The sequence below is a fragment of the Comamonas trifloxystrobinivorans genome (genome assembly GCF_043359985.1).
Taxonomy (GTDB): Bacteria; Pseudomonadota; Gammaproteobacteria; order Burkholderiales; family Burkholderiaceae_C; genus Comamonas; species Comamonas trifloxystrobinivorans.
In genome coordinates, this window is sequence record NZ_JBHZGV010000009.1 from 106,903 (window position 1) to 133,362 (window position 26,460).

26 protein-coding genes are annotated in these 26,460 nt (G+C 64.0%); 15 read left to right on the forward strand and 11 right to left on the reverse strand.

Features of this window, described 5'->3' with window-relative positions; all coding sequences use genetic code 11:
• Nucleotides 1-42 precede the first annotated feature (42 nt).
• The 3 genes from ACFIQF_RS12295 to ACFIQF_RS12305 all read right to left on the reverse strand — a co-directional run bounded on the left by ACFIQF_RS12295 (nt 43) and on the right by ACFIQF_RS12305 (nt 3,448).
• Nucleotides 43-933, reverse strand: coding sequence for an alpha/beta hydrolase (locus ACFIQF_RS12295; RefSeq protein WP_393943182.1), 891 nt, complete (start codon nt 931-933; stop codon nt 43-45).
• Nucleotides 934-1,124: 191 nt separating this feature from the next.
• A complete protein-coding gene (locus ACFIQF_RS12300) occupies nt 1,125-2,327 on the reverse strand; it encodes an MFS transporter (RefSeq protein ID WP_393943183.1) in 1,203 nt (400 codons plus the stop codon).
• A 98-nt stretch (nt 2,328-2,425) separates the two neighbouring features.
• A complete protein-coding gene (locus ACFIQF_RS12305) occupies nt 2,426-3,448 on the reverse strand; it encodes a GlxA family transcriptional regulator (protein WP_393943185.1) in 1,023 nt (340 codons plus the stop codon).
• A 145-nt stretch (nt 3,449-3,593) separates the two neighbouring features.
• Between ACFIQF_RS12305 and ACFIQF_RS12310 the strand changes: the two genes are divergently transcribed.
• Nucleotides 3,594-4,301 (forward strand): YceH family protein, encoded by a 708-nt coding sequence (locus tag ACFIQF_RS12310; protein WP_393943186.1) that lies wholly within the window; start codon nt 3,594-3,596, stop codon nt 4,299-4,301.
• Between the two features lie 177 nt (nt 4,302-4,478).
• Nucleotides 4,479-5,396, forward strand: coding sequence for a Dyp-type peroxidase (locus ACFIQF_RS12315; protein ID WP_393943188.1), 918 nt, complete (start codon nt 4,479-4,481; stop codon nt 5,394-5,396).
• 95 nt (nt 5,397-5,491) lie between these two features.
• On the opposite strand, the gene ACFIQF_RS12320 is transcribed toward ACFIQF_RS12315, so the two are convergent.
• The 3 genes from ACFIQF_RS12320 to paaN form a co-directional block, all read right to left on the reverse strand.
• Complete coding sequence (locus tag ACFIQF_RS12320; protein WP_393943189.1) at nt 5,492-6,724, reverse strand: multidrug effflux MFS transporter; 1,233 nt, start codon at nt 6,722-6,724, stop codon at nt 5,492-5,494.
• A 12-nt stretch (nt 6,725-6,736) separates the two neighbouring features.
• The gene (locus ACFIQF_RS12325) at nt 6,737-7,252 is read right to left on the reverse strand and encodes a MarR family winged helix-turn-helix transcriptional regulator (RefSeq protein ID WP_393943190.1); all 516 of its coding nucleotides are present in this window, start codon (nt 7,250-7,252) and stop codon (nt 6,737-6,739) included.
• A gap of 194 nt (nt 7,253-7,446) precedes the next feature.
• A complete protein-coding gene (gene paaN, locus ACFIQF_RS12330; RefSeq protein ID WP_393943191.1) occupies nt 7,447-9,111 on the reverse strand; it encodes a phenylacetic acid degradation protein PaaN in 1,665 nt (554 codons plus the stop codon).
• 227 nt (nt 9,112-9,338) lie between these two features.
• Here paaN and ACFIQF_RS12335 point away from each other — a divergent pair, with 227 nt between their 5' ends.
• The 13 genes from ACFIQF_RS12335 to ACFIQF_RS12395 all read left to right on the forward strand — a co-directional run bounded on the left by ACFIQF_RS12335 (nt 9,339) and on the right by ACFIQF_RS12395 (nt 21,556).
• Nucleotides 9,339-10,160 (forward strand): enoyl-CoA hydratase-related protein, encoded by an 822-nt coding sequence (locus tag ACFIQF_RS12335; protein ID WP_393943192.1) that lies wholly within the window; start codon nt 9,339-9,341, stop codon nt 10,158-10,160.
• Nucleotides 10,161-10,192: 32 nt separating this feature from the next.
• Complete coding sequence (gene paaI, locus ACFIQF_RS12340; RefSeq protein ID WP_393943193.1) at nt 10,193-10,645, forward strand: hydroxyphenylacetyl-CoA thioesterase PaaI; 453 nt, start codon at nt 10,193-10,195, stop codon at nt 10,643-10,645.
• Nucleotides 10,646-10,670: 25 nt separating this feature from the next.
• Nucleotides 10,671-11,984, forward strand: coding sequence for a phenylacetate--CoA ligase PaaK (paaK, locus tag ACFIQF_RS12345; protein WP_393943195.1), 1,314 nt, complete (start codon nt 10,671-10,673; stop codon nt 11,982-11,984).
• A gap of 32 nt (nt 11,985-12,016) precedes the next feature.
• Complete coding sequence (gene paaA, locus ACFIQF_RS12350) at nt 12,017-13,036, forward strand: 1,2-phenylacetyl-CoA epoxidase subunit PaaA (protein WP_393943196.1); 1,020 nt, start codon at nt 12,017-12,019, stop codon at nt 13,034-13,036.
• On the forward strand, nt 13,033-13,329 hold the full coding sequence (gene paaB, locus ACFIQF_RS12355; protein ID WP_393943197.1) for a 1,2-phenylacetyl-CoA epoxidase subunit PaaB: 297 nt from the start codon (nt 13,033-13,035) through the stop codon (nt 13,327-13,329). Before paaA ends, paaB begins: the two co-directional genes overlap by 4 nt.
• A gap of 14 nt (nt 13,330-13,343) precedes the next feature.
• Nucleotides 13,344-14,123 (forward strand): 1,2-phenylacetyl-CoA epoxidase subunit PaaC, encoded by a 780-nt coding sequence (gene paaC / locus ACFIQF_RS12360; RefSeq protein WP_393943199.1) that lies wholly within the window; start codon nt 13,344-13,346, stop codon nt 14,121-14,123.
• The gene (gene paaD / locus ACFIQF_RS12365; RefSeq protein WP_393943200.1) at nt 14,123-14,659 is read left to right on the forward strand and encodes a 1,2-phenylacetyl-CoA epoxidase subunit PaaD; all 537 of its coding nucleotides are present in this window, start codon (nt 14,123-14,125) and stop codon (nt 14,657-14,659) included. Before paaC ends, paaD begins: the two co-directional genes overlap by 1 nt.
• Before the next feature lie 15 nt (nt 14,660-14,674).
• The gene (gene paaE, locus ACFIQF_RS12370) at nt 14,675-15,757 is read left to right on the forward strand and encodes a 1,2-phenylacetyl-CoA epoxidase subunit PaaE (protein WP_393943202.1); all 1,083 of its coding nucleotides are present in this window, start codon (nt 14,675-14,677) and stop codon (nt 15,755-15,757) included.
• A 63-nt stretch (nt 15,758-15,820) separates the two neighbouring features.
• On the forward strand, nt 15,821-16,426 hold the full coding sequence (locus ACFIQF_RS12375; protein WP_393943203.1) for a TetR/AcrR family transcriptional regulator: 606 nt from the start codon (nt 15,821-15,823) through the stop codon (nt 16,424-16,426).
• Between the two features lie 155 nt (nt 16,427-16,581).
• Nucleotides 16,582-17,730 (forward strand): ABC transporter substrate-binding protein, encoded by a 1,149-nt coding sequence (locus tag ACFIQF_RS12380; RefSeq protein WP_393943204.1) that lies wholly within the window; start codon nt 16,582-16,584, stop codon nt 17,728-17,730.
• Nucleotides 17,731-17,904: 174 nt separating this feature from the next.
• Nucleotides 17,905-18,933, forward strand: coding sequence for a branched-chain amino acid ABC transporter permease (locus tag ACFIQF_RS12385; RefSeq protein WP_393943206.1), 1,029 nt, complete (start codon nt 17,905-17,907; stop codon nt 18,931-18,933).
• Nucleotides 18,930-20,810 (forward strand): branched-chain amino acid ABC transporter ATP-binding protein/permease, encoded by a 1,881-nt coding sequence (locus ACFIQF_RS12390; protein WP_393943207.1) that lies wholly within the window; start codon nt 18,930-18,932, stop codon nt 20,808-20,810. Before ACFIQF_RS12385 ends, ACFIQF_RS12390 begins: the two co-directional genes overlap by 4 nt.
• Entirely contained in the window at nt 20,807-21,556 is a 750-nt protein-coding gene (locus tag ACFIQF_RS12395) for an ABC transporter ATP-binding protein (protein WP_393943208.1), read from the forward strand. The genes ACFIQF_RS12390 and ACFIQF_RS12395 overlap by 4 nt, the downstream gene beginning before the upstream one ends.
• A 113-nt stretch (nt 21,557-21,669) precedes the next feature.
• On the opposite strand, the gene hpaH is transcribed toward ACFIQF_RS12395, so the two are convergent.
• The 5 genes from hpaH to hpaE form a co-directional block, all read right to left on the reverse strand.
• Nucleotides 21,670-22,503, reverse strand: a complete 834-nt coding sequence (gene hpaH / locus ACFIQF_RS12400; RefSeq protein ID WP_393943209.1) for a 2-oxo-hept-4-ene-1,7-dioate hydratase — start codon at nt 22,501-22,503, stop codon at nt 21,670-21,672.
• A gap of 11 nt (nt 22,504-22,514) precedes the next feature.
• Entirely contained in the window at nt 22,515-22,955 is a 441-nt protein-coding gene (locus tag ACFIQF_RS12405) for a 5-carboxymethyl-2-hydroxymuconate isomerase (protein WP_393943211.1), read from the reverse strand.
• Between the two features lie 19 nt (nt 22,956-22,974).
• The gene (hpaD, locus tag ACFIQF_RS12410; RefSeq protein ID WP_393943213.1) at nt 22,975-23,892 is read right to left on the reverse strand and encodes a 3,4-dihydroxyphenylacetate 2,3-dioxygenase; all 918 of its coding nucleotides are present in this window, start codon (nt 23,890-23,892) and stop codon (nt 22,975-22,977) included.
• Between the two features lie 75 nt (nt 23,893-23,967).
• Nucleotides 23,968-24,942, reverse strand: a complete 975-nt coding sequence (locus ACFIQF_RS12415) for a tripartite tricarboxylate transporter substrate binding protein (RefSeq protein ID WP_393943214.1) — start codon at nt 24,940-24,942, stop codon at nt 23,968-23,970.
• Nucleotides 24,943-24,976: 34 nt separating this feature from the next.
• Nucleotides 24,977-26,434 carry a 5-carboxymethyl-2-hydroxymuconate semialdehyde dehydrogenase gene (gene hpaE / locus ACFIQF_RS12420; protein ID WP_393943216.1) on the reverse strand — a complete coding sequence of 486 codons (1,458 nt, stop codon included), beginning with the start codon at nt 26,432-26,434 and terminating at the stop codon, nt 24,977-24,979.
• Between the last annotated feature and the right edge of the window lie 26 nt (nt 26,435-26,460).

Here is a 26,460-nt window from a genome sequence, read left to right on the forward strand (position 1 = left end):
AGGGATCCTGCGGGATCCCTTGTCGTTGCTGGCCGGGCCTGTTTATTGGTCCGCTTGCGGACGGCGTACGGTGCGGAACACATATTTCAGCGCATCGCCCACGGTGCTTTCCCACACGGGCCATTCGTGCTTGCCGTTGACAATGCGCAACTCAGCCGCTTGCTTGTTCTTGCGCAGCAGGCTGTAGAGCTGGGTGGCTTCGGACTCGATCATGAATTCGTCGTCATCGCCGCTGTTGATGTACATGGGCACGCTGATTTTCTTGGCCAGAAACTGCTCCCACAGCGGCGGGTAGTTATAGCTTTGCCACACGGTTTTGCTGTAGGCGCCTTCGGTATTGGGCTCGGCAAAGACCTTGACAAAACGGGCCGACGAATCGGCTGGCGGCTCGGGGTTGTAGATGGCCGGGCTCAGCAGCGCGGCAGCCTGGAATTTCTCGGGGTACTTCAGCACATAGCGCAGCGCGCCGTAGCCGCCCATGGACAGGCCGCCGATCACGCGGCCGTCGCGGCTTTTGAGGGTGCGGTACTTGCCTTCGATATGGGGCACAAAATCGTTGAAGAAGGCAGTCTCCATCGGCTCCTTCAAATCCACATACCAGGTGGTGCCGGCGTCGGGCATCACGATGATGGCGGGCGGGATCTGACCGCTGGCGATCAGCTGGTCAGCCGTTTGCAGCAGATTGCCTTTGACCGGCCAGTCATTGCGCGCGCCGTCGTTGCCGTGCAGCAGGTACATCACCGGGTAGCGCAGCTTGGCGTTGGCGTCGTAGCCGCTGGGCAGGTAGACGTTATAGGTCCAGCTGCGCTTGAGCGTGGGGCTGTTGAACTCGGCAGCTTCAATACTGCCAGCGAAGGCCGGCGCAGCTAAGGCGGCTGCCGCCAGCAAGGCGGCCAAGCGAATGCTGCGGATTGGAGGGATGGACGCGCGCATGGTGTCTCCTGTTGGTGTGCGTAGAGGCGCACTGTAGAGGCGCGGCCAGCACTTGCGCGCTGCGGTTTGTACCAAGCCAGTCGCCAGGGTGACGGCTTGGGCTGGCTTGGGTGTAGGCAGGCGCTATGCCAATCGGAGCAGGTAGAGCTTGGCCGCCATGTGCCCTCCATGTGCCCGTCGTATTTTGCTGCTCAGCTTTGCGGAGCTGCCGCCGCAGGGCCGGTGTTTGCCGCCCGCCACAGCCGCCACACGACTAACAGCAACACCAGCAGCATGGCAATGTTGATCGCTTGCCAGCCCAGGGTTTGCACCAGTACTCCGCAGCTGAAGGACATGAGCGCGGCTGCGCCGGAGTTGGCCCATTCCATCAGCGGCTGGGCCACGGGTTGTTCGGCCGGGCTGCAAGACTGGGCCAGGAGCGTGGTGCCGGCGAGCAGCATGCAGTTCCAGCCGGCGCCCAGCAGCAGCGAGCTGGCCAGAAAAGGTGCAAAGCCCGTACCCGTCAGCGCCACCGCCGCACTGGCGGCCAGCAAGGCGCTGCCCAGCCAGCCAATGCGCTTGGCGCCAAAGCGGTCTACCAGTTTGCCGGCTACCAGCGAGGGCAGAAACATGCCCAGCACATGCCACTGGATGACGTGGGTTGAGGCGCTGAGTGCGTGCCCGGCGCCGTGCATGGCCAGCGGCGTGGCGTTCATCACCAGAACCATCAGCCCATGGCCGCAAGCGGTGATGGTGATGGCCAGGCGCACGGCCGGTTGGCGCCACAGCGCTTGGCGGGCTGCGCGCAGTGCCGGGCCGGCAAGCGGCGCCGCGCTGCTGGCGCTGGCAGTCGCCGCAGGCAAGCCTTGCAGCAACACACAGGCCAGTAAGGCCAGCCCAGCAATCGCCAAGTAGGCGCCCAGCATGGGCGTGCTCCACCAGCTGGCCGCATGCACGGCCACGCTGGGCGCAATGGCGGCTGCGGCAATGCCGCCGGCCAGCACATATGCGGCGGCACTTCCTTTGTGGGCAGGCGCTATGCCGTCGAGCGCCGCAAAGCGGTAAAAACCGGCCGATGCCTGGTACACGCCCAGCATCAGCATGGCCAGGCAGAACAGCACAAAGCTGCTGGCTGCCAGCGCATAGGCGGCCAGCAAGCCGGCCGCTATGCCGAACAAGGCGCCGCATTGCAGGCCGCGTGCTCGGCCCAGGCGCTGCATCCAGCGGGCCAACTGGCCGATGGCTACGAGGTTGCCGACGACGAGCAGTGTCAGCGGCAAAGTGGTTAGCAGCGGCCAGGGGCTGAGGCGCTGGCCGACCAGGCCGGTCAAGGCGATGCCGATGATGGAGCAGGACCAATAAAGGGCCTGGGCCAGGCTCAGCAGCAGAAGTTTCGGATGTTGTCGAAGCAACATGAGGTTTCTCCAAAGCAAAAAATGGGCGAGTCGGGGCCTGGCGCTGCTGCCAAGGCTTCAGGGGGACGGTGTTTAGTGAGCGGGCGGCGTTGCAGCCATCAACCCGTGCCAAAGCGCTCGGCAAAAGCCTGCGGGCTGACGGCCAGGGTTTTGTGGAAGCTGCGGCGCAGGTTTTCCGGGTGACCAAAGCCGCACAGGCGCGCTACGGTGGCGACGGATGCCTGGCGCTGGCTCAGCAAGGTGGCGGCGGCTTCTACGCGCACGCGCTCCACGTATTTGCCCGGCGTGGTGCCCAGCTCTTGCTGGAAAACGCGGGCCAGCGTGCGCGGCGGCAGGCAGGCTTGGGCGGCGAGTTGTTCTACGCTGAGGTCTTCGCCCAGACGCCCGGGTATCCATTCCAGCAACTGCGCCAGGCGCGGCGCTTGCGTGGTTTCGGCACTCAGCAAGGGGCTGAACTGGGCTTGGCCGCCGGGGCGGCGCACAAACATGACCAACTGGCGTGCCATGGCCAATGCTATGGCACGGCCCAGATCGGCTTCGACCAGGCTGATCGCCAAGTCAATGCCCGAAGTGACGCCGGCCGAGGTGAAGATGTGGCGCTGCTGCGGGTGCGCGGCGTCAAAAGTGTGCAGGCGGTCGCCGTCAATCTGTATGTCACGTTGTAGCGCGGCCAAATCTTGCATGCGGCACCAGTGTGTGGTGGCGGGCAGGCCGTCGAGCAAGCCGGCGCGCGCCAGCACCAAGGCGCCCGAGCAGACCGAGCCGATGCGTTGCACGCGCTTTTCAGCACGCTGCACCCACCGGCGCAGTGCTTCGTTGTGCTGGGCGAGTTCGATGCCATCGCCGCCGGGAACCAGTACCGTGCTGTTGGCTGGCAAGCGCAGCTGGCGCAAACCGTGGCTGGCAACGATCTGCAAGCCGCAAGACAAGCGCACCGGCCCGGCCTCCAAGCCGGCAAACACCAACTGGTAATGCGCGGGCAGGCCCTGGCGCTGGCGCACATCGTTGGCGGTGGCAAATACCTGCATCGGGCCGGTGATGTCCAGGCTCATCGCGCCCGGGTAGGCGACGCAGACGACCTGGTGGAGCTTGGGGCGGATGGCGGTGGATGGGCGAGGCATGCGGCCAGTGTGCGCGTTTTGTTGCCTGGCAGCAATGACATTGTTCGCACAGATTCTGCCAAAACGGCAGCCATGGCTGACGCTGTTTGCGCAGCTCGGCGCAGAACCTGTTTACGATGTACGCCAAGTTTTGAGGAGAGACCGTATGCCTTTTGATCCCCGTTCCACCCCGCTCAACCCGGTGCAGGCCCGTGTGCTGGCCACTTTGATGGAAAAAGCCCGCACCGTGCCCGACAGCTATCCGCTCACACTCAACGCCCTGGTCACCGGCTGCAACCAGAAATCCAGCCGCGACCCGGTGATGGAGGTGAGCGACGCCCAGGCCGCAGATGCGGTGGACGAGCTGCGCCAAATGGGGCTGGCGGTAGAGATCAGTGGCAGCCGCGCCACGCGCTATGAGCACAACTTTCCGCGGGGTATTGGCGTGCCAGACCAATCGGCCGTGCTGCTGGCACTGCTGGCCTTGCGCGGCCCGCAGACTGCGGGCGAGCTGCGCATCAACTCTGAGCGCTGGCACCGCTTTGCCGACATCTCTTCGGTAGAAGGGTTTTTGGACGAACTGCGCGAGCGCAGCGAAGAAAAAGGCGGTCCGCTGGTGGTGCAACTGCCGCGTGCGCCCGGCGCGCGCGAGCAGCGTTGGATGCATTTGCTCTGTGGCCCCGTTGATGTAGAGGCACTACAAAGCGCTGCAGGTTCTGCTCCAGCATCTGGAGGCTTGGCGCAGCGTGTTGATGCCCTGGAGACCGAGGTGGCGCAACTGCGTGCCACGGTGCAGCAGCTGTGTGATGCGCTGGGCGTCTCCATGCCCGGGGCTTCCCCCGCTGATGCTCCCCGCGAGCCAGTGCAAGACTGAAGCGCCTTGCCTGGCAAGCGCATTTACTATCAGAGCGATAGACAAAGGTTTAGCCCGACAAGCCTGCCACTGTTCCTGCGGCCGGCGAGATGGGCCACAATGTTTGCTTGAGGAACGACCCACGAGCGGCGCGCGGCAATGCCTGTGCGCCGGTCCTTTTTTGATTTTGTGAGAGCCATGAAGCCACTACACCAGCCAGGCATTTTGCAAAGCCTGCCAGCGGTCAGCCGCTACCAATTTTGGAATATCCGAGGTGACGCCGCCGCCGTGCGCAAAGCCCTTGTGGCGTTGCAGAACTGGGCCGACGGCACCAACGCCGTGGTCTGCATCGGCGAGCCGCTGGCCTTGGCGCTGGGCGCCAAAGTGGCGGGCTTGCGCAGCTTTCCAGCGATCAAAGGCCCCAATGGCGAGCTGCCGCTGACGCCGCATGCCTTGTGCCTGTGGCTGCGTGGTGCCGAGCAGGGCGATCTGCTCAAGGCCTCGCGCGAGGCGGCTGCCTTTTTGCAGCCCGCCTTCAGCCGTGTGCAGGTGATCGACTGCTTCCGCCATGGCTGGAACGGCAAAGACGTGGTGCGTGACCTGACCGGCTACGAAGACGGCACCGAAAACCCGACGGGCGATGCGGCCATCGACGCGGCTTTTGCGCGCAATGTCGGCCCAGGTGTGGACGGCAGCAGCTACTTTGCCGTGCAGCAGTGGGTGCACGACCGTGCTGCTTTTGACCGCATGAGCGCGCTGCAGAAAGACCACATGATCGGCCGGCGCCTGAGCGACAACGAAGAGTTGGACGACGCGCCCGAATCCGCCCACGTCAAACGCACTGCGCAGGAAGATTTTGACCCCGAAGCCTTCATTCTGCGCCGCAACATGGCCTGGTGGCGCGTGCAGCCCGATGGCAGCGACGTCGAAGGCACCCTGTTTGCCGGCTTTGGCAGCAGTTTCTACGCTTTCGAAGCGCAGATGCGCCGCATGTCGGGCGAAGAAGACGGCATTGTCGATGGTCTGTTCCAGATGATGCAGCCTGTGACCAACAGCTACTACTGGTGCCCGCCGATGAAGGACGACCGACTGGACTTGCGCGCCATTGGACTGTAAGCCGGAGCCAGCATGACCAAACGGCCGCTTGCTCTGCAAGCGGCCGTTTGGTTTTGTGATGGGCAGCCGCTAGGCGCAGCAAGCCCACATGGCGTTCAAGCCAACTTCTCGGTCCTGACCAGTGGCCGGCGCATACCTTGGCGAAAGCCGATCTGGGCCAGGATGCTGGCCACCAGCAAGACCACGGCGGCTGACAGCGCCGGGTTGCTGCCCAGGCCGGCGGCCAGGGTGCAGATGCCGCCAATCAGCATTTGGGTAAAGCCGTAGACGCCTGCGGCTGAGCCCGTCAAATCCGGGTGAATGCCCAGGGCTCGGGCCAGTGCGGTGGGGCTGGCCAGGCCGGCGCCCATGGTGACGCCTGCCATGCTGAGCAAGGTGCCGTTGATGCTGAGGTGGCCGCTGAGCACTTGCAGCAGCAGCGCGGCCGCGCAGACCAGGCTGAGCGTGTTGCCGATGAGCATGACGCGGTCGAGCGACCAGCGCCGGATGAGGCTGCGCGTGAGCACATTGCCCAGAGCCACGCCCACCATGATGAGGCCGAGGTAGAGGCCCACATCGGTTTTGCTGGCATGCAATTGCTCGATGAAGATGAACGGCGCCGCCGAGACAAAGGCATAGATGGCCGTGGTGGCGCAGCCGCCGCCCAGCGCGAACAGCACAAAGCTGGGGGTGCCTAGCAAGCGGCGGTAGTCGGCGCGGATGGTGCTCAGGTGCAACTCACCGGTGGGTTTGCCGGTTTCGTTGAGCAAAAAACACACGCCGGTGAGCGTGACGCCGCCCATGATCGCCAGCATGGCGAAGATGCTGCGCCAACCCAGCAGCGCGTCTATCCAAGAGCCGATGGCGGGGGCCAGGCCGGGGCCGATCATCATCATCAGGTTGAGCAGGGCGAGCTTGCCCACGGCGTTTTCTGCAGTGGAGGTGTCGCGCGCAATGGCACGGCCCAAGGCAAGGCCGGCGCAACCGCCTAAGGCCTGAAACAAGCGGGCCACCACCAAGGCTTCGATGGTGGGTGCAAAAAATGCGGCAATGCCTGCGGCCGTGTAGAGCGACAAGCCCACCAGCAGCATGGGGCGGCGGCCCAGGCTGTCGGACAGCGGTCCGTAGATGAGCTGGCCCAAGCCGAGGCCGATGATGTAGACCGTGATGGTGAGCTGTGCCTGGCCCGGGCTGGCTTGCAGGTGGTGCGCCGCATCGGGCAGCGCGGGCACGAACATGTGCATGGCCACGGTGCCGGCCAGGGTGATCAGCACCAGCAGCCACAAGGGCGGAACGCGCTGGCTGTGGGGAGAGGGCGTTTGCAGGGAAAGCCGTGCGGGGAAAGCCATGGCGTGCTGGCCTCAGTCGTTGCCGGGCAGGTTGTCGCTGGCGGCTGCCTCTTCCAGCGCGTTCATGGCCTGTATCAGTTTTTGCATGGTGGCAAAGGCGGTGAGCAGGTCTTCGGCGGGCACGCTGTTGAGCACTTGCTGGCGCGCTTCGGAAAGCACTTCGCTGGCCATTTCGGCCTCGGCTCGGCCGCTGGCGGTGAGCTGGATGCGTTTGACGCGGCGGTCCGCATCGGCCACGGTTTCGACCCAGCCTTGGGCCATCAGCCCATCGACCAGGCGCACCACGGACGAGTTGTCGAGCGCCAGCGAGAAGGCCAGGTCTTTTTGCCGCAAGGGCTCGTCCGCCCGGTGCAAATGCAGCAGCGGCAGCCACAGTGCCTGCGTCAGCCCGCGCGGCGTCAGCAGCCGGTCTGCCACGCGGCGCCACTGTTTGTGGATCTGGGCGGTGGCGAACATGAAGTGGCGCTGTGCGTCATCGGCACTGGGCGGCTGCCCGCCAGTGAGTGCTTCCAGGGCTTGGAGTGGCATTTGGTTGGTATTGAAATAATTGGTATGCCAATTATATGAACGGAGGCGCCTGCGTCCAGCGGTTTTGGCGCCTCTGAAAAAACAGCAGCCCATCCGATGAAGATGGGCTGCTGACTGGGCGAGAGAAAAAGAGCGCTGACGCCAGCCGCTACTGGCAGCTACTGGCTGCTTTAGCGGCGCTCAGCCTTTAGCAATCACAGCGCGTGCACGTGGGCGCGGCGCTGCACGATGACAAAGCGGTCGGCCACAAACGCCAAGTTGGAGTAGCTGGCGTTGGCTGCCGGGTTGCCGCCGGTGGCATGGAAATCGGAGAAAGCCGCCGATTGGTTGACGTAAATGCCTTGCGTGAGGTTGACCGACAAGGCCACCTTGCCGCGCAGGCTCAGTTGCACTACCTGGTCGATATAGCTGGCGTGCTGCGAGTACAGCCCCAAGGTGAGGGCGCCTTCTTCGCGCAGCGTTTTTTGTGCCACAGCCAGTGCAGCCGCCGCATCTTTGACAGCCACCAGATATGCCACCGGGCCAAAGCATTCCTGGTTGTAGATGGCGCTGTCGGCTTCGGTCAGCGCCACCAGCAACGGGGTTTGCAGCACGGCATTGGGGAACTGCGGATGCGCCACTTTCTGCGAGGCGTGCACCACCTTGCCATTCTTGGCAGCAGCGGCAACACGCTCGGCCGTTGCAGGCGAAGCAATCGCGCCGAGTACGGCCGTGGCAACACGCGGGTCGGCCAGCAAGGCATCGAGCGCGGCACCCAAATCTTGGCCCACTTGCTCAAAGCTCTTGTGGCCTTCGTTGCTGGCAATGCCGTCTTGCGGAATCAGGATGTTCTGCGTGGTGGTGCACATCTGGCCGCTGTACAAGGCCAGCGTGAAAGCCAGGTTCTTCATGGTGGCGGCGTAGTCATCGGTCGATTCGAGGATGACGGTGTTCACGCCGGCCATCTCGGCGTACAGGCGCGCCTGCTTGGCGTTGTCGCGCAGCCAGTGGCCAAAGGCGGTGCTGCCGGTGAAATCGATCAGCGCTACCGCCGGGTCGGCGGCCAGCGCTTGCGTGTCGGCATTGTTGGGGCACAGGCCGAGCTGCACCACGTTCGGGTCCAGGCCTTGCTCTTGCAGCACGCTGCGCAAAATGGCAATGGTGATGGCCATGGGCAGCACCGCATTGGGGTGCGGCTTGACGATGACCGGGTTGCCGGTGGCGAGGCTGGCGAACAGGCCGGGGTAGGTGTTCCAGGTGGGGAAGGTGGCGCAGCCGATCACCAGGCCAATGCCGCGGCCCACCACCTCGAAATGTTTTTGCATCACCAGCGGCGGGTTCTTGCCTTGGGGCTTTTCCCAGTGCGCGCTGGCCGGCACATCGGCTTGCGCCATCCAGGCGTAGGCAATGGCTTCGAGCGCCCGGTCTTGCGCGTGCGGGCCGCCGGCCTGGAAAGCCATCATCGGGCCTTGGCCGCTGGTCAGCAGCACGGCGTGGGTGATTTCGTGCGTGCGCTGGTGAATGCGGGCCAGTGCTTCCAGTAGCACGCCGGTGCGGCCTTTGGCGCCCAGCGCTTGCCAGCCGGGCTCGGCGGCCTGGGCTGCGGCCACCAGGTCTTGCGGAGCTACATCGGGGTAGCGCACCTCCAAGGCCACGCCATAAGGCGATTGTTCGGTTGCCACCCAGCCCCGCGTGCCGCTTTGCTGCAACGGAAAGTCCTTGCCGAAATAGGCTTCGGCTGCGGCCTGGCCATCAGCCTGGGCGGTTTCGCCGTAGATCTTGGGCGAGGGGTTTTCCGGGAAAGCAGCCCAGTATTCGCGCGTTTTGGCCGCGTGGACAGCCTGGTTCAGCAGGGCCTGGTGCTTGTCAAACAAGGACATGGTGGTGGGTCTCCGTTAATAAGGGTTGCAGCCTGAGGCCTGCGTGTTTCGATCTGCGTATGCCTGCGCTGGGCGTGGGCTCGGGTTAGTCCCTAGCCGATTGCGTATTGCGCTAAAGCAGGAAATCAGTATATTCTTGACCGAACGGTCGGTCAATCTCCGTGGCTTGGTAGTTTCCAGCACCCAGATTGCAGCGGTCCCACGAGAAAAACCCCGGATGACAAGCGATGCCAGAACAAGCACAGCCCACGAGTGAGCCCACCGTGCTGGTCCACCAGCAGGATGCGGTTTGCACCCTGACCTTGAACCGCCCGCAGGCGCTCAACAGCTTTACGCAAACCATGCACCGCGAGCTGCGGGCCGCGCTGCAAGCGGCTGCGGCCAACCCGCAAACGCGCTGCGTGGTGTTGACGGGCGCTGGCCGTGGTTTTTGTGCAGGCCAGGATTTGGCCGATGAAGGCGCAGCACCAGCACCCGCAGGTGAGCCACCTACCGATTTGAGCGTGCTGATCACGCGCCATTACCAGCCGCTGTGCGAGCAATTGCGTGCCATGCCGGTGCCGGTGATTGCGGCGGTCAACGGCGTAGCCGCTGGTGCGGGCGCCAATATTGCGTTGTGCTGCGATCTGGTTGTGGCCACCGAATCGGCCAGCTTCATCCAGGCTTTCACCAAGATCGGTCTGTTGCCAGACAGCGGCGGTACCTGGTTGCTGCCGCGTTTGGTGGGCCGCCAGCGCGCGCTGGGCCTGGCTTTGCTGGGCGACAAGTTGCCAGCGGCAGAGGCAGAGCGCATCGGCCTGATCTGGCGCTGCGCACCCAATGCCAATTTTCTGGCCGAAGTGCAGGCCTTGGCGGCCAAGCTGGCCAGCATGCCCACGCAAGCCTTGGTAGCTACGCGCCAAGCCATCGATGCCGCGCAGGAGCAAGGCTTTGCTGCATCGCTGGCACTGGAAGCCAGCGAGCAAAAGCGCCTGGGCAGTGCGCACGATTACCTCGAAGGCGTGGCGGCTTTCCAAGCCAAGCGCGCGCCGGTTTTCACCGACCGCTGAAATTTGCAGACCACCTATTCCAAAGAGACAACATGCAAGCTACAGACCCCAGCTCCACGGCACAACAAACCGCAGAACGCGTGCGCGACGGCATGTTTGCCCGCGACCGCGCGGCCCAAGGCCTGGCCATGCGCATTACGCACATTGCGCCGGGCGCCGCCACGATCGAGATGCCCGTGCGCGACGACATGCTCAACGGCTTTGATATTTGCCACGGCGGCTTTATCACCACGCTGGCTGACACCGCCTTTGCCTATGCCTGCAATACCCGCAACGAGATGACGGTGGCCTCGGGCCTGGCGGTCGATTTTGTGGCCCCCGGCCGCCCTGGCGATGTGCTGGTGGCCGAGGCGCTGGAGCAAACCCAGGCTGGCCGCACCGGTGTCTACGACGTCACCGTGCGCACCGCGCAAGGCCAGCTGATTGCGCTGTTCCGCGGGCGTTCGTACACGCTCAAAGGCAAGCAGACCGTGCCGCAAGCCTGACCAGCCAGACCAGGAGACAAAGAACATGGACGCCCGTAACCACACCGCCGGCCCGCTCGAAGCCATAGAAACCGCCAGCCGCGACGAAATTCAGGCCCTGCAACTGCAGCGCCTGCGCTGGAGCCTGCAGCACGCTTATGACAATGTGCCGCACTACCGCAAAGCCTTCGATGCCGCCGGCGTGCACCCCAGCGACCTGAAATCGCTGCAGGATATTGCGCGCTTTCCCTTCACCACCAAGAAAGACCTGCGCGAGAACTACCCGTTTGGCATGTTCGCTGTGCCGCGTGAGCAGATCTCGCGCGTGCATGCGTCGAGCGGCACCACGGGCAAGCCCACGGTCGTGGGCTATACGCAGCAAGACATCAGCAACTGGGCAGATCTGGTGGCGCGCTCCATCCGCGCAGCCGGTGGCCGCGCTGGCGATATGGTGCATGTGGCCTACGGCTACGGCTTGTTCACCGGCGGCCTGGGCGCGCATTATGGCGCCGAGCGTGCGGGTTGCACGGTGGTGCCCATGTCGGGCGGCCAGACCGAAAAGCAGGTGCAGCTGATCACCGATTTCAAGCCCGACATCATCATGGTCACGCCCAGCTACATGCAGGTGCTGGTGGAAGAGTTCCAGCGCCAGGGCCTGGATGCGGCTGCCAGCTCCATCCGCGTCGGCATCTTCGGTGCCGAGCCCTGGACCGAAGCCATGCGCCGCGATATTGAAAAGCGTGCTGGCATGGACGCGGTCGATATTTACGGCCTGTCCGAGGTGATGGGGCCGGGCGTGGCCAGCGAGTGCGTGGAAACCAAGGACGGCCCGGTGATCTGGGAAGACCATTTCTACCCCGAGATCATCAACCCCGACACCGGCGAAGTGCTGCCCGATGGCGAAGAGGGCGAGTTGGTCTTCACCTCGCTGACCAAGCAGGGCTTGCCCATCATCCGTTACCGCACGCGCGATCTGACGCGCCTGCTGCCGCCTACGGCGCGCTCGTTCCGTCGCATGGGCAAGATTGTGGGCCGCAGCGACGACATGATGATCATCCGCGGCGTCAACGTCTTCCCCACGCAGATCGAAGAGATCGTGCTGGCGCACGCCAAGCTCTCGGGTCTGTACCAGGTGCATGTCTCGCGCGTCGGCCCGCTCGACCAGGTCGAGGTGCATTGCGAGCTGCAGCCCAATGCCGGCGTCGGCGAGAGCGAGCGCGGCGAGATTTCCAAGTGGTTGCAACACCGCGTCAAAACCCTGGTGGGCATCTCCACCACGGTCAAGGTGTTCGACCCCAACACCATCGAGCGCACGCAGACGGGCAAGGCCCGGCGCGTGATTGACCAACGCTCGCGTTAAAGCAAGCAACCATCAGTTCAGGAGGACTGGCCATGTACACACAAGCCATGGACACCATGGGCAAGGAACCCCAGGAAGGCGGCAAAGGCAAGCCGCAGGTGGTGGAAGACCCGCGTTTGATGGAGCGCTTTGATGCGCGCATCGATGCCGGCGATTTCATCGAAGCCAAGGACTGGATGCCCGAGCATTACCGCAAGACCTTGCTGCGCCAGATCAGCCAGCACGCGCACTCCGAGATTGTCGGCATGCTGCCCGAGGGCAACTGGATCACGCGCGCGCCCACGCTCAAGCGCAAAGCCATTTTGCTGGCCAAGGTGCAAGACGAGGGCGGCCACGGCCTGTACTTGTATGCGGCCGCCGAGACGCTGGGCAGCTCGCGCGACGAAATGCTCGACGCACTGCACACCGGCAAGGCCAAGTACAGCTCCATCTTCAACTACCCGACGCTGACCTGGGCCGACATCGGCACCATCGGCTGGCTGGTGGATGGCGCGGCCATCATGAACCAGGTGCCCATCTGCCGCTGCTCGTACGCGCCTTATGCGCGCGCCATGATCCGCATCTGCCGCGAAGAGAGCTTTCACCAGCGCCAGGGCTACGACGCCTTGCTGACCATGATGCAGCGCGGCACGCAGGCGCAAAAAGACATGGTGCAAGACGCGGTCAACCGCTGGTGGTGGCCGTCGATCATGATGTTCGGCCCGCCCGATGACCAGTCGCCCAACAGCGCGCAGTCGATGCGCTGGGGCATCAAGCGCGTGAGCAACGACGAGCTGCGCCAGAAGTTCATCGACGCCACGGTGGAGCAAGCGCGGGTGCTGGGCATCACGCTGCCCGACCCAGATCTGAAATGGAACGAAGAACGCCAGTCCTACGACCACGGCCCGATCAACTGGGACGAGTTCTGGCGCGTGATCGCCGGTGACGGCCCCTGCAACCAGGAGCGCCTGAGCGCCCGGGTGCAGGCCTGGGACGACGGGGCCTGGGTGCGCGATGCCGCGCTCGCCCACGCCCGCAAACAACAAGCGCGTGCAATCAAGGAGGCAGCATGAGTCAGCAAACCGCCAACGAATGGCCATTGTGGGAAGTATTTGTTCGCAGCAAGGCCGGTCTCGACCACAAGCACTGCGGCAGCCTGCACGCCAGCGACGCCAAGATGGCGATCCAGATGGCACGCGATGTGTACACGCGCCGCCAGGAAGGCTCCAGCGTCTGGGTCGTGCCATCGAGCCAGATCGTGGCCAGCGACCCCGGCGACAAAGACATGTTCTTTGATCCGGCCGAAGACAAGGTCTACCGCCACCCCACCTTTTTCCACCTGCCCAAGGAAGTGGATCACATGTGATCCCGGGAGCTGCCATGTCCACCGAATCCATCAGCCTTGAGCTCACGCCCGCCACGCAGTATCTGCTGCGCATCGGCGACAGCTGCCTGATCCTGGCGCAGCGCATCAGTGAATGGTGCGGCCATGCGCCGGTGTTGGAAGAAGATATTGCGATGTCCAACATTGCGCTGGACCTGATCGGCCAGGCCCGCGCCGTGCTCAGCCTGGTCGGCCAGATCGAAGGCCATAACTACGACGAAGACCAGCTGGCCTTTTTGCGCAACGAGCGCGACTATTTCAACCTGAGCCTGGTCGAGCTGCCACGCGGCGATTTCGCATTTGCCGTGCTGCGCAACGCCATGGTGGCCACCTGGCTCAAGCTGCTGTGGGAGAGCGTCAGTGCCAACAGCAGCCACGAGGAACTGCGTGCCATTGCCGCCAAGGCGCTCAAGGAAGTGCGCTACCACCAGCAGCATTCGGCCGATTGGGTGGTGCGCCTGGGCGACGGCACGGACGAGTCGCGTGCCCGCACGGAAAAAGCCTTGAAGCAGCTGTGGCGCTATGTGCCCGAGCTGTTCGACACCGACGCTGCCGACCACGCGGCCGCCGATGCCGGCTGGGGCCCACGCTGGTCTGATTTGCAGGAAGCCTGGCTGGCCGACATGCGCGCCATTCTGGCCGAGGCGCAGTTGGCCGAGCCGGCTGCCAGCAAGTTCCAGAGCACGGGCAAGCAAGGCGTGCATACCGAACACATGGGTTACATCCTGGCCGACATGCAGTACCTGCAGCGCAGCTTTCCCGCGGGAGCCTGGTGATGACCACCGCTTGCCCCACGCTCGAAGCCCGGCTGCAGGCAGCCTGGGCGGTGCTGCACCAGGTGCCCGATCCCGAAGTGCCAGCGGTTTCGCTGTGCGACCTGGGCATTGTGCGCGATGTGCTGGCCTCGGACGAAGGGCTGGAGATCGTGCTGACACCCACCTATTCGGGCTGCCCAGCAACCGAAGTGATAGAGAGCGATGTGCTCGCCGCCATCGAAGCGGCCGGCCTGGGCCCGGCGCGGGTCACGCTGCGCCGCGCACCGGCCTGGACCACCGATTGGATCAGCGAAGCAGGCAAGCGCAAGCTCAGCGAGTACGGCATTGCGCCGCCCGGGCCGGTAGCGGCCGATGGTGCGGTACCGATCCGCTTTTTTGGCCGCGATCTGTCTACGCCCTCGGCCAACCACCCGGCCTGCCCGCGCTGCGGCAGCAAGCAGACCGAGCGCCTGTCGGCCTTCGGCGCCACGGCCTGCAAGGCTTTGTACCGCTGCCTGGCCTGCCGCGAACCTTTTGAGCACTTCAAGCCAATTTGAAGAAACGGAATTTCCATGAGTGTGCAATTTCACCCCTTGCGCGTGCGCAAGATCGAACCCGATACGCAAGAAGCGGTGGTGGTCTCGTTCGATGTGCCGCCCGAGCTGCGCGAAGTCTTTGGCTTCACCCAGGGCCAGTACCTGACCTTGCGCGCCGATATCGACGGCCAGGATCTGCGCCGCTCGTACTCGATCTGCGCGGGCGTCGATGATGGCGAGCTGCGCGTTGGCGTGCGCAAGGTGCGTGGCGGTGTGTTCTCCAACTGGATCAACGAGCACCTCAAGCCCGGCGATTCGGTCAAGGTGATGGCGCCGCAAGGCCGCTTCTTCGTGCCGCTGGAGCCCACGGCCCGCCGCCACCATGTGGGCTTGGCTGGCGGCAGCGGCATCACGCCGATTCTGTCGATCATGAAAACGGTGCTGGCGCGCGAGCCCCACAGCCGCTTCACGCTGATCTACGGCAACCGGCAGCTGCGCTCGACCATGTTCAAGGAAGAGCTGGAAGACCTCAAGAACCGCTACATGTCGCGCCTGGTGCTGCAGCACGTGTTCTCCGACGAGCACACCGATGCGCCCATCAACTCTGGCGTGATGAACCGCGACAAGCTGGCCGAGTTCTTGCGCACGGTGGTGCCTGCGGCGCAGATTGACCATGTCTACGTCTGCGGTCCGTTCCAGATGAACGACGAGGCCGAAGCCGCTTTGCTGGCCGCTGGCGTGCCCGAAGACCGTATCCACATCGAGCGCTTTGGCGTGGCCTTGCAGCCGGGCACCGTGGGTGCCGTGGTGCACGAGGCCAAGCCGGGCGACGCGGAAACGGCGCGCATCGTCATCATCCGCGATGGTCTCTCGCGCGAAGTACCCTTCACCAAGGGCCAGCCCAGCATTCTGGACGCCGCATCGGCCGCCGGGCTGGAGGTGCCGTATTCGTGCACCTCAGGTGTTTGCGGTACTTGCCGCGCCAAGTTGGTGGAAGGCGAGGTGCGTATGGAGCGCAACTTTGCACTCGACAAAAAAGAGGTAGAGCATGGCTTTGTGCTGACCTGCCAGGCGCACCCGCTGACCGAGCGTGTGGTGCTTTCGTTTGACGAGCGCTGAACCAGCAGGGGCAATGCTTTGAGGCATGATGCCAACCAACAACACTGTTGAAGGAAAGACACCATGGCTCGAGGACGAGCACCCGGATACGAAGAGCAGCGCGAGCACATCTTGACGCAGGCCGCCGAGCTGTTTGCCAAAGCAGGCTATGCCGCCACCTCGATGAACGAGGTGGCCCAGGCCTGCGGCCTGTCCAAGCCGGCGCTCTACCACTATTTCAAGGACAAGAACGCTTTGTTGCTGGAGATCTGTGAGGCCCACATCACGCGCCTGATCGCCTTGGTGGACGAAGTCGACCAGCTGGCGCTGGCCGCCGAGCCGCGTTTGCGGGCGCTGATTGAGCGCTTTGTGCAGGAGTATGCCCACGCCGTCAACGAGCACCGGGTGCTGACCGAGGATGTGCGGTTTTTGAACGAAGCCGATCAGCAACGCATCTTGAACGGCGAGCGCCAGGTGGTCAACAGCGTGGCACAGGCCGTGCAAGAGCTGCGGCCCCAGGCGGACCACGATGGTTTGACCAAGGCCTTGACCATGCTGCTGTTCGGCATGATGAACTGGATGTTTACCTGGCTCAAGCCCGATGGGGTTTTGAGCTATGACTCGATGGCGCCAGTGGTTGCCGATCTGTTCTTGGGCGGCCTGGGGGCAGTGCAAACCCCAGGGGCTTGAGCGACGAAAGGACTGGCGAAAAATTATTTAACAAGTTAAATTATTGCGCAGATGGCCATAGCCGAAACTGGCGGAAAAAACACCCCAGGGCTAACCCCGTCATCACCACACAGGTACCAATTGTTTGAGTAAGTGCCACCTTCAAGGAGACAAATATGAAGCGCTTTGCAAAACTGGGTTTGGTTGCAGCTGCCCTGGCTGCCACCTGGGGCTCGGTCTGGGCCGATATTAACGTAGGCGTGGTGGTTTCGGCCACCGGCCCTGCCGCATCGCTGGGTATTCCAGAAAAGAACACCATCGGGCTGATGCCGCAGACCATCGGCGGCCAGAAGGTCAACTACATCATTTTGGACGACGCCTCCGACACCACGGCGGCGGTGGCCAACACCCGCAAGCTCATCAGCGAAAGCAAGGCCGACATCATCATCGGCTCCAGCATCACACCCAACTCGCTGGCCATGATCGACGTGGTGGCCGAAGGCAAGACGCCGATGATCACGCTGGCCGCCTCGGCCAAGATCATCGAGCCGATGGACGACAAGAAGAAATGGGTCTTCAAGACGCCCCAGAACGACGGCCTGATGGCAGGCGCCATTGCCGACCACATGGCCAAGAGCGGCGTCAAGACGGTGGGCTACATCGGCTTCAACGATGCCTACGGCGAAAGCTGGCTGCAAGAGTTCAAGAAGGCCGGCGAAGCCAAGGGCCTGAAGCTGGTGGCGACCGAAGCCTTCTCGCGCAGCGATACCTCGGTCACCGGCCAGGCGCTCAAGATCATGGCCGCCAAGCCCGATGCCGTGCTGGTGGCCGGTTCAGGCACGCCCGCAGCTCTGCCTGAGAAAACCCTCAAAGAGCGCGGCTACAAAGGCAAGTACTACCAGACCCACGGCGTGGCCAATGCCGACTTCCTGCGCGTAGGCGGTAAAGACGTGGAAGGCACCTTCCTGCCCGCCGGCCCGGTGCTGGTGGCGGACCAGTTGCCTGACAGCAACCCGGTCAAGCAAGAGGGCGTGGCTTACGTCCAGGCTTATGAGGCCAAGCACGGCAAGGGCTCGGCAGCCACCTTCGGCGCCCACGCCTGGGATGCTGGCAAGGTGATGGCAGCCGCCATCCCCGAGGCGCTCAAGAAGGCCCAGCCTGGCACGGCCGAGTTCCGTGTGGCGCTGCGCGATGCGCTGGAGCAAACCAAGGGTGTGGCCGGTGCGCACGGCATCTTCAGCTACACGCCCACCGATCACCTGGGCATCGCCAACGGCGTGGTCATGGTGAAGATCGAAAACGGCACCTGGAAATACCAGCCCTGATGCCCAGGCGGCCGCTGCGCCCGCCCTGCCTTTGGCAAGCGGCGGGCCAGCCCCGGCTCCCCCGTCGCTTTGCAAACACGCAGCGCGTTTTGCAGAGCGATTTTTTCAAGCGGGGTGGCGGGCAGGGCGGCTGCCGCTGTGTGATACCGGATTGAGCGTTTCCGAAAGCTGATTATGGATTTGCAAATTGCCCTGTTGCTGGGGCAGGACGGCATCGTCAACGGCGCTATCTACGGCCTCATGGCTGTGGCGCTGGTGCTGGTGTTTTCCGTCACCCGCATCATTTTTATTCCGCAAGGCGAGTTTGTGGCCTATGGCGCCCTGACCATGGCCATGATGCAGACTGGCAAGACCCCTTCCACGCTGTGGCTGCTGCTCGCCATGGCCGCCTTGGCGCTGGTCGTGGAGTTGTGGCGTGCCAGCAAAGGCCAGGCCGGCAACTGGTCGGCCACCTTGCTCTGGACCGTGGGTTTCCCGCTGCTGGCCGCGGTGCTGGCGCTGGGCGTCAAGCCCACTTCGTTGTTGCTGCAGTCGCTCACCGCCCTGGTGCTGGTGATGCCGATGGGCCCCTTGCTGTACCGCCTGGCCTACCGCCCGGTGGCCGACAAGCCGGTGCTGCTGCTGCTGATTATTTCTGTGGCCCTGCACGGCGTGCTGGTGGGCCTGGGCCTGTTGTTCTTTGGTGCCGAAGGCTCGCGTACCACGCCTTTCTCGGAAGCACGCTTCGAGCTGATGGGCATGGCCATTTCCGGCCAGTCGCTGGTGGTGCTGGGCGTGGCACTGGTGCTGGTGCTGGCGCTGTTCGTGTTCTTTGAGCGCACCATGATCGGCAAGGCCTTGCGCGCCACCGCCATCAACCGCGTGGGTGCGCGCCTCATGGGCATTCCCACCGCCATGGCGGGCGATCTGAGCTTTGCCCTGGCAGCGCTGATCGGCGCCATCTCGGGCCTGCTGATTGCGCCGCTGACCACGGTGTATTACGACACCGGCTTCATGGTCGGCCTCAAAGGCTTTGTGGCAGCCATCATCGGTGGCTTGGCCAGCTATCCGCTGGCGCTGGCCGGTGCTTTGCTGGTGGGTTTGCTGGAATCGTTCTCCACCTTCTGGGCCAGCGCGTACAAAGAAGTGCTGGTGTTCGCGATGATTATTCCGGTGCTGTGGTGGCGTTCGCGCAGCAGCCGCCACGTGGAGGAAGAAGAATGAGCACGCCGGTTCTCCAAACCAGCCCCGCAGTGGCTGCAACCCAAGGCGTGGTGTCGCCCCGCATGCTGACGGCGGCGCTGGTGGTGCTGGCCGCCTTGTCCTGGGGCTTTCTGCCCGATTTCACCGTTGTCATCCTGAGCTACATCGGTCTGTACTCGCTGGTGGCTGCCGGCCTGGTATTGCTCACCGGTGTGGGCGGCATGACTTCGTTCGGCCAGGCCGCCTTCGTAGGCATTGGCGCCTACGCCACGGCCTGGGTTTGTACCTCGCCGCAAGCCACGCAGTTCTTCGGCTCGGCCGTGGGCGCTGCCGGCTTGCCCTGGGTAGGCTTGCTGCTGGGTTTGTTGACCACCTTTGTGGTGGCATGGGTGCTGGGGGCCGTCACCGTCAAGCTGCAAGGCCACTACCTGCCGCTGTGCACGATTGCCTGGGGCCTGAGCCTGTACTACCTGTTCGGCAACATGCAGTTTCTGGGCGGCCAAACCGGTATCACCGGCATCCCGCCGCTGGTGGTGGCGGGCTTCTCGTTCGCGTCGCCGCGTGTCATGGGCGTGCTGATCTGGGTGGTGGTGCTGCTGGCCCTGTGGCTGCTGAGCAACCTGCTCGATTCGCGCGAAGGCCGCGCCATCCGCTCGCTCAAGGGCGGTCAGGTGATGGCAGAGTCGATGGGCATCAACACCGCACAACACCGCGTCAAACTGTTCGTGCTGGCGGCCTTGCTGGCCACCTTGTCGGGCTGGTTGTATGCGCACATGCAGCGCTTTGTCAGCCCGGCGCCTTTCAATCTGAACATTGGTATCGAATACCTGTTCATGGCGGTGGTGGGCGGTGCTGGCCATCTGTGGGGCGCTGTGCTGGGAGCCACCCTGATCACGCTGTTGAAGGAAAAGCTGCAGGACATTCTGCCCGCGCTGTTGGGCACCAGCGGCAACTTTGAAGTGATCGTGTTTGGCCTGCTGATGGTGCTGGTGCTGCAGCGCTTTGACCAAGGCCTGTGGCCCACTCTGCAGCGCTTGACGGCACGCTGGATCAAGCAGCCGGCCAGCAAACAAGTCAGCGCCACGCCGCAGCCGCTGGACCAGCGGGCCGTGCCGGCTGCCGGTACGCCCTTGCTGAGCGCCGACAAGGTGACCAAGCGCTTTGGCGGCCTGGTGGCCAACAACAATGTCTCGATGTCGTTGCTGGCCGGTGAAGTGCACGCGCTGATCGGCCCCAATGGTGCGGGCAAGAGCACCTTCTTCAACATGATCTCGGGCGTGGATTCACCGACCGAAGGCACGGTGCAGCTGATGGGCCAGGTGATGGCCGATGCTCCGGCGCGCAAATTTGCTGCGCTGGGCATGGGTCGCACTTTCCAGCATGTGCGCTTGCTCGGCCAGCGTACAGTGTTGGAAAACGTGGCTCTGGGCGCGCACTTGCGGGCCCACAAAGGCTGGCTGGCATCCATGCTGCGCATGGACCGCCACGAAGAAGCTGCCTTGCTGCTGGAGGCGCGCAAGCAGATCGAGCGCTGCGGCCTGGGCGAGTTTGCCGACGTGCCTGCAGGCTCTTTGGCACTGGGCCAGCAGCGCATCGTGGAAATAGCCCGGGCGCTGGCCAGCCAGCCCACCGCGCTGCTGCTGGACGAGCCGGCCGCCGGCCTGCGCCACCTGGAAAAGCAGGCGCTGGCGCAGTTGCTGCGCCAGCTGCGTGCCGAAGGCCTGGGCATTCTGGTGGTGGAGCACGACATGGAGTTTGTGATGAACCTGGCCGACCGCATTACCGTGCTGGAGTTCGGCACCGTGATCGCCACCGGCACGCCCGGCGAGATCCAAAACAACCAGCGCGTGCTCGATGCCTATCTGGGCGGCGCAGACGATGACGAGGTGGCCGCATGACGAACGCGCCAGTACTGATGCAGCTGCAGCAGCTGAGTGTCTCTTACGGGCCGGTGGAAGCCGTGCACCAGGTCGATCTGGAAGTGCGCCAGGGCGAGATCGTCACCGTGATCGGCCCCAACGGCGCGGGCAAAACCACCTTGCTCTCGGCCGCCATGGGCTTGCTGCCTTCGCGTGGCCAGGTGGTGCTGGCGGGCGCCACGATTGCCCGCCCTACGGTCGAGGCGATGGTGGCGCAAGGCATTGGCCTGGTGCCGGAGAAGCGCGAGCTGTTTGGCGAAATGTCGGTGGAGGACAACCTGCGTCTGGGCGGCTTCTCGCTCTGGCGCAAGGGCGAGCGTGACCAAAGCGCCCGCCTGCAGGAGGTGTTCGACATCTTCCCGCGCCTGCAAGAGCGCCGCGTGCAGCTGGCTTCCACCTTGTCTGGTGGTGAGCGCCAAATGCTCGCCATTGGCCGCGCCCTGATGGCCAAGCCGCGCCTGCTGATGCTCGACGAACCCTCGCTGGGCTTGGCGCCGTTGATTGTGCGCGAGGTGCTGCAGGTGGTTGCCTCGCTGCGCGACCGTGGTGTCTCCGTGCTGCTGGTAGAGCAGAATGCCCGCGCCGCCCTCAAGGTGGCAGACCGCGCCTATGTGCTGGAAATGGGCGCCGTAGCGCTGACCGGCAACGCCCGCGATCTGCTGCACGACCAACGCATCATTGACACCTATCTGGGAGCCGGGAGGCAAGAAGCAGCGGCGCACTGAAAGCGCGCCCCACAAAAGCGCAGGAGCTGCGAGGCGAAAGCCCGCAGCTCCTGTTTATTGGTGCTTGCCGAATGTGGCGCACTGCAGGCAACTGGCTTTGCAGTGCATGGTGTTCAGACGAAGCGGAACTGCATGTCGCCCAACACGCCATAGTCGGCATGGAACACATCGCCTAGGCGGGCGGCGACAGGGCGGGTGAAAGAGCCGGCCAGCACGATTTCGCCGGTGTTCAAAAAATCGCCCCAAGGTGCCAGTTTGTTGGCGAGCCAGGCCACGCCAATGGCGGGGTGGCCTTGTACGCCAGCGGCCAGGCCGGTTTCTTCGACATTGCCGTTCTGGCGCAGGATGGCGCCGCACCAGGGCAGATCGAGCTCGCTCGTTGCCATTTGCTTGGCGCCCACGACGATGCCGGCGTTGGCCGCGTTGTCGCTGATGGTGTCGTACACCTTGCGCATGGTTTTGTTGTGGCGGTCGAACTGCTCGATGCGCGAGTCGATGATTTCGATGGCCGGCGTCACGTAGTCGGTGGCTGCCAGCACGTCTTCTACCGTGATCTGTTTGCCACCGGGCAGGCCTGGGCCCTTGAGCGGGCTTTTCAGTACAAAGGCCAGCTCTACCTCGACGCGCGGCGCGATAAAGGCCTGGAAGGGAATATCCAGCACCTGGCCGGGCGTGCAGGTGTAGAGCATGTTGTCGAGCAGGGTGCCGTAATCGGGCTCGTCGATCTGGCTGGCCTGCTGCATGGCGCGCGAGGTCAGGCCGATCTTGTGACCTATCACCTTGCGGCCGGCCGCTATTTGCATGCGCACCCATTCACGCGCCACCCGGTAGCCATCGTCGATGCCCATGCCGGGGTAGCGCTTGGAGAAGTGCTCGATCTGTTGGCGCGATTTTTCGCTGTGGTCCAGCTCTTGTGCCAACTGGGTCAAAAGTGCGTCTGAGAACATGCTGGTGTTATTTATTTTTTGGAAAACAAGGGGTGCAAAGTGCTGTACTTGGCGTCGTAGACTTGGCCGGGCGCTTCGTCCACCTGGACGGTCAGGCCCAGGTGGCGTTGCGGTTGGGCAAACAAGGGCGCCAGGTGCGCTTTGGCCGCGGCAAGGATCGCATCGCCAGCGGCTTTTTGCACTGTAGCGGAGCGGCCACCAGCCATGCGTAGGTTGATGTAGATAAACGCATAGTCGCCATCGCCGCCAGCGGCACGGCCGGCTTCGCCGCCATCGGACACCGCATAGTGCGGCGCCGGGTAGGCGTAGACACGGGTACCGCCAGCGGGGAAAACGGGGCTGCCGTCTTCGGCACGTTGGGCGAGCATGGCGTCGGCAATGCTGCGGCACAGGCCGCTCATCGCGGTCTGTGCCTCCAGGTTGCCGGTGTAAAGAATGACTACATGGGGCATGGTGGTGCGCTAGGGTGGGTTACAGGCGGCCTTGGGTGATGATGCCGGACGAGGCCTGGGCCTCTGGAATGGCTTGGCCGTTTTGCGGTGTGACGGGCAGCACCACATTGATCTGGCCGGTGCCCGAGGCGCCGAAGTAGGGCGTGACGACCTCGGCTTTGCCGTTGTAATCAGACCAGCCCAGCGCGCCCAGCAGCATGGCCGTGTCGTGCATGAAGCCTTCACCGTGGCCTTTGGCCGCGTACTCGGGCAGCATGCCGCAGAACGTCTCCCATTCACCGGCCTTCCACAGGCGGATCACCTCGTGGTCGAGCTGCTCCAGGAAGGGGCTCCAGACCTTGAAGGCAAAATCCGGCGCCAGGCCGTTTTGCGCAAAGCGGTGCGAGAGTGAGCCGCTGGCCAGAATGGCGACGGTGCCGTCGTACTGCTCTTCGATGGCGCGGCGAATCGCCCAGCCCAGGCGGGCGCTGTCGTTGAGGTAGTGCACCGTGCACATGGCCGATACCGACACCACTTTGAAGCGCTGGTCGGCGTTCATGTAGCGCATGGGCACCAAGGTGCCGTACTCGGGGTCGAGCGTGGTTTCGTCGTGCGCCAGCGTGTCTACGCCAAACTCGGTGGCGGCCTTGGCCAGCAGCTTGCCGAGCGCCGGGTTGCCGGGGAACTCAAAGCCCAGATTGCGAATGAAGTGCGGCAGCTCGTTGCTGGTGTACGAGCCCTGGAAGTGCGGCGCACAGTTGATGTGGTAGCCGGCGTTCACGAGCCAGTGTGTATCGAACACCACGATGGTGTCGACACCCAGGTCGGCGCAGCGCTGGCCGATGGCTTTCAAGCCGTCGATGGCGTCCTGGCGCGAGCCTTTGCGCGGGCCGTCCAACTCACTCAGGTAGATGGAGGGGACATGTGTCACCTTGGCGGCGAGTGCTAGTTTGCCCATGTCAGTGTCCTTTCAATGCGGTCAGTCTGTGGTGGTGACGGGCACCGCCACGGTGGGTGCGGCATGGCTGCGGCGTTAGCCGGCCGTGATCTGCGCGCGTTCAATGATTTCCTGGTACTTGGCCATCTCGCTTTGCACAAAACTGCTGAACTGCGCCACCGTACCGGCTTGCGCAACAATGCCGCTTTGGGCGAAGGCTTGGGTGACCGTGGGCGAGGCCAGTGCCTGGTTGGCCTCGGTGTTCAGACGCTGGACAATGGCTTGCGGCGTGCCCGCCGGAGCGAGCAAACCTTGCCAGGAGTTGGATTCCAGCGCCACGCCCTGTTCGGCCAAAGTAGGCCAGGCAGGGGCAAAGCGCGAACGTTCACGCGTGGCCATGCCCAGCGCAACGAGCTTGCCGTTGTCGATCTGGCCATGGAATTCGGCCCAGTTGCCGAACATCAGCGTGACCTGGCCACCGATCAGATCGGTCATGGCCGGGCCTTGGCCTTTGTAGGGCACGTGCACCATGTCGATGCCCATCATCTGGCACAGCAGCGCGCCCGACAGGTGGGCCGAGGTGCCGTTGCCAAATGAGGCATAGCTGAGCTTGCCGGGTTGGGCGAGCGCGGCTTTTTTCAGGTCGGCCAGGCTGCGCAGGCCGCTGCCGGGGTGCGTGGCCAGCACATGCTCGGACAAGCCGAGCAGGGCGACAGGCTGCAGGTCTCGCCGGGTGTCGTAAGGCAGTTTGCGCAGCAGGCTGGCGTTGGCGGTAAAGCTGTTGGCCACGCAGACCAGGGTGTAGCCATCGGCTGCTTGCTTGGCCACGTGGTCGACCCCGATCACGGTGCCGGCGCCGGGCTTGTTGTCGACAATGACGGGCTGCCCCAGGCGCTTGCCCAGTTCGTTGCCGACCAGGCGCGTGACCATGTCGGTGGTGCCGCCGGGCGGAAAGGGCACCACGATGCGCAGCGCCTTGCTGGGCCAGTCCGGCGCTTGCGCCCAGGCCGGGCCCAACAGGCTGGCAGCGGCGCAAGCCCCGGCGGCGTGCAGAAAGTGACGGCGTTGCATGTGCTTCTCCCGATGCGTGCTTGGAGTGGGCGGCTTACACGCCCCAGTGCGGAATGTGGTGGCTGCCCAGCGATACGGCCACGTTCTTGGGCTCGCAAAACACCTCGTAGCTCCAGGTACCGCCTTCGCGGCCGGTGCCCGAGGCCTTGGTGCCGCCAAAGGGCTGGCGCAGATCACGCACGTTCTGGCTGTTGACAAAGCACATGCCCGCCTCGATGGCAGCCGCCACGCGGTGGGCGCGGCCTACGCTTTCGGTCCAGACGTAGCTCGACAGGCCGTACTGGATATCGTTGGCCAGGCGGATGGCCTCGGCCTCGTCACTGAACGGGATGATGCAAGCCACCGGGCCAAAGATCTCGTCTTGCGCGATCTGCATGCGGTTGTCCACATCGGCAAAAACGGTGGGCAGCACGTAGTTGCCGTTTTTCACACGCTCGCTCAGCACTGGTGCACCCAGGCCGCCGCACAGCATGCTGGCACCTTCTTTCTGGCCGAGCTCGATGTAGTGGCGCACCTTGGCCAGGTGGTTTTTGCTGATCATCGGGCCGACGATGGTTTTCTCGTCCAACGGGTCGCCGACGGTGATTTTCTTGGCGCGCTCGACAAAACGGTCGACGAATTTTGCATAGATGCTTTTTTGCACCAGGATGCGGCTGCCGGCGGTGCAGCGCTCGCCGTTGTTGCTGAAAATCATGAACACGGCGGCGTCGAGGGCGCGCTCAAAATCGGCGTCGTCAAAGATGACGAAGGGGCTTTTGCCACCGAGCTCCATGCTGAACTTTTTCAGGCCCGCGGCTTGCACAATGCGGTTGCCGGTGGCGGTGGAGCCGGTGAAGGAGACGGCGCGCACATCGCGGTGCGCCACCAGCGGCTCGCCCGCTTCTTTGCCGTAACCATGCACCAGATTCAACACGCCCGCAGGAATGCCGGCCTCCAGGGCCAGCTCGCCCAGGCGTGCCGCTGTCATGGGCGAGAGCTCGCTCATCTTCAGCACGGCGGTGTTGCCAAAAGCGAGGCAGGGCGCAACCTTCCAGGTGGCTGTCATGAAGGGCACGTTCCATGGCGAGATGAGCGCGCACACGCCCACTGGGTGGAACAGCGTGTAGTTGAGGTGCGTGGGCGTGGGGTAGGTGTGGCCGTCCACGCGGGTGCACATTTCGGCAAAGTAGTAGAAGTTGTCGGCCGCGCGCGGTACCAATTGCTTGCCGGTTTGGGCAATCACCTGGCCGCAATCGTTGGTTTCGGTTTGCGCGATCTCGGGCACATGCTGGGCGATCAGATCGCCGAGCTTGCGCACCAGCTTGGCGCGCTCGGTAGCCGGCGTGTTGGCCCACTTGGGGAAAGCTTCTTTCGCCGCTGCCACGGCCGCCTCTACCTCGGCTGCGCCGCCCGATGCCACTTCGGCCAGCACCTCTTGCGTGGCGGGGTTGACGGTGTCGAAATAGTCCTTGCCGGCAACGCTTTTGCCGTTGATCAAATGGTCGATTCTCATCTTCATCTCCTGGTCAATGGCGGGCC

Bases quoted from the DNA above. Each gene is read 5' to 3' on its own strand.
- ACFIQF_RS12295 (WP_393943182.1), bottom strand. From the start codon at position 933: ATGCGCGCGTCCATCCCTCCAATCCGCAGCATTCGCTTGGCCGCCTTG.
- ACFIQF_RS12300 (WP_393943183.1), bottom strand. From the start codon at position 2,327: ATGTTGCTTCGACAACATCCGAAACTTCTGCTGCTGAGCCTGGCCCAG.
- ACFIQF_RS12305 (WP_393943185.1), bottom strand. From the start codon at position 3,448: ATGCCTCGCCCATCCACCGCCATCCGCCCCAAGCTCCACCAGGTCGTC.
- ACFIQF_RS12310 (WP_393943186.1), top strand. From the start codon at position 3,594: ATGCCTTTTGATCCCCGTTCCACCCCGCTCAACCCGGTGCAGGCCCGT.
- ACFIQF_RS12315 (WP_393943188.1), top strand. From the start codon at position 4,479: ATGAAGCCACTACACCAGCCAGGCATTTTGCAAAGCCTGCCAGCGGTC.
- ACFIQF_RS12320 (WP_393943189.1), bottom strand. From the start codon at position 6,724: ATGGCTTTCCCCGCACGGCTTTCCCTGCAAACGCCCTCTCCCCACAGC.
- ACFIQF_RS12325 (WP_393943190.1), bottom strand. From the start codon at position 7,252: ATGCCACTCCAAGCCCTGGAAGCACTCACTGGCGGGCAGCCGCCCAGT.
- paaN (WP_393943191.1), bottom strand. From the start codon at position 9,111: ATGTCCTTGTTTGACAAGCACCAGGCCCTGCTGAACCAGGCTGTCCAC.
- ACFIQF_RS12335 (WP_393943192.1), top strand. From the start codon at position 9,339: ATGCCAGAACAAGCACAGCCCACGAGTGAGCCCACCGTGCTGGTCCAC.
- paaI (WP_393943193.1), top strand. From the start codon at position 10,193: ATGCAAGCTACAGACCCCAGCTCCACGGCACAACAAACCGCAGAACGC.
- paaK (WP_393943195.1), top strand. From the start codon at position 10,671: ATGGACGCCCGTAACCACACCGCCGGCCCGCTCGAAGCCATAGAAACC.
- paaA (WP_393943196.1), top strand. From the start codon at position 12,017: ATGTACACACAAGCCATGGACACCATGGGCAAGGAACCCCAGGAAGGC.
- paaB (WP_393943197.1), top strand. From the start codon at position 13,033: ATGAGTCAGCAAACCGCCAACGAATGGCCATTGTGGGAAGTATTTGTT.
- paaC (WP_393943199.1), top strand. From the start codon at position 13,344: ATGTCCACCGAATCCATCAGCCTTGAGCTCACGCCCGCCACGCAGTAT.
- paaD (WP_393943200.1), top strand. From the start codon at position 14,123: ATGACCACCGCTTGCCCCACGCTCGAAGCCCGGCTGCAGGCAGCCTGG.
- paaE (WP_393943202.1), top strand. From the start codon at position 14,675: ATGAGTGTGCAATTTCACCCCTTGCGCGTGCGCAAGATCGAACCCGAT.
- ACFIQF_RS12375 (WP_393943203.1), top strand. From the start codon at position 15,821: ATGGCTCGAGGACGAGCACCCGGATACGAAGAGCAGCGCGAGCACATC.
- ACFIQF_RS12380 (WP_393943204.1), top strand. From the start codon at position 16,582: ATGAAGCGCTTTGCAAAACTGGGTTTGGTTGCAGCTGCCCTGGCTGCC.
- ACFIQF_RS12385 (WP_393943206.1), top strand. From the start codon at position 17,905: ATGGATTTGCAAATTGCCCTGTTGCTGGGGCAGGACGGCATCGTCAAC.
- ACFIQF_RS12390 (WP_393943207.1), top strand. From the start codon at position 18,930: ATGAGCACGCCGGTTCTCCAAACCAGCCCCGCAGTGGCTGCAACCCAA.
- ACFIQF_RS12395 (WP_393943208.1), top strand. From the start codon at position 20,807: ATGACGAACGCGCCAGTACTGATGCAGCTGCAGCAGCTGAGTGTCTCT.
- hpaH (WP_393943209.1), bottom strand. From the start codon at position 22,503: ATGTTCTCAGACGCACTTTTGACCCAGTTGGCACAAGAGCTGGACCAC.
- ACFIQF_RS12405 (WP_393943211.1), bottom strand. From the start codon at position 22,955: ATGCCCCATGTAGTCATTCTTTACACCGGCAACCTGGAGGCACAGACC.
- hpaD (WP_393943213.1), bottom strand. From the start codon at position 23,892: ATGGGCAAACTAGCACTCGCCGCCAAGGTGACACATGTCCCCTCCATC.
- ACFIQF_RS12415 (WP_393943214.1), bottom strand. From the start codon at position 24,942: ATGCAACGCCGTCACTTTCTGCACGCCGCCGGGGCTTGCGCCGCTGCC.
- hpaE (WP_393943216.1), bottom strand. From the start codon at position 26,434: ATGAGAATCGACCATTTGATCAACGGCAAAAGCGTTGCCGGCAAGGAC.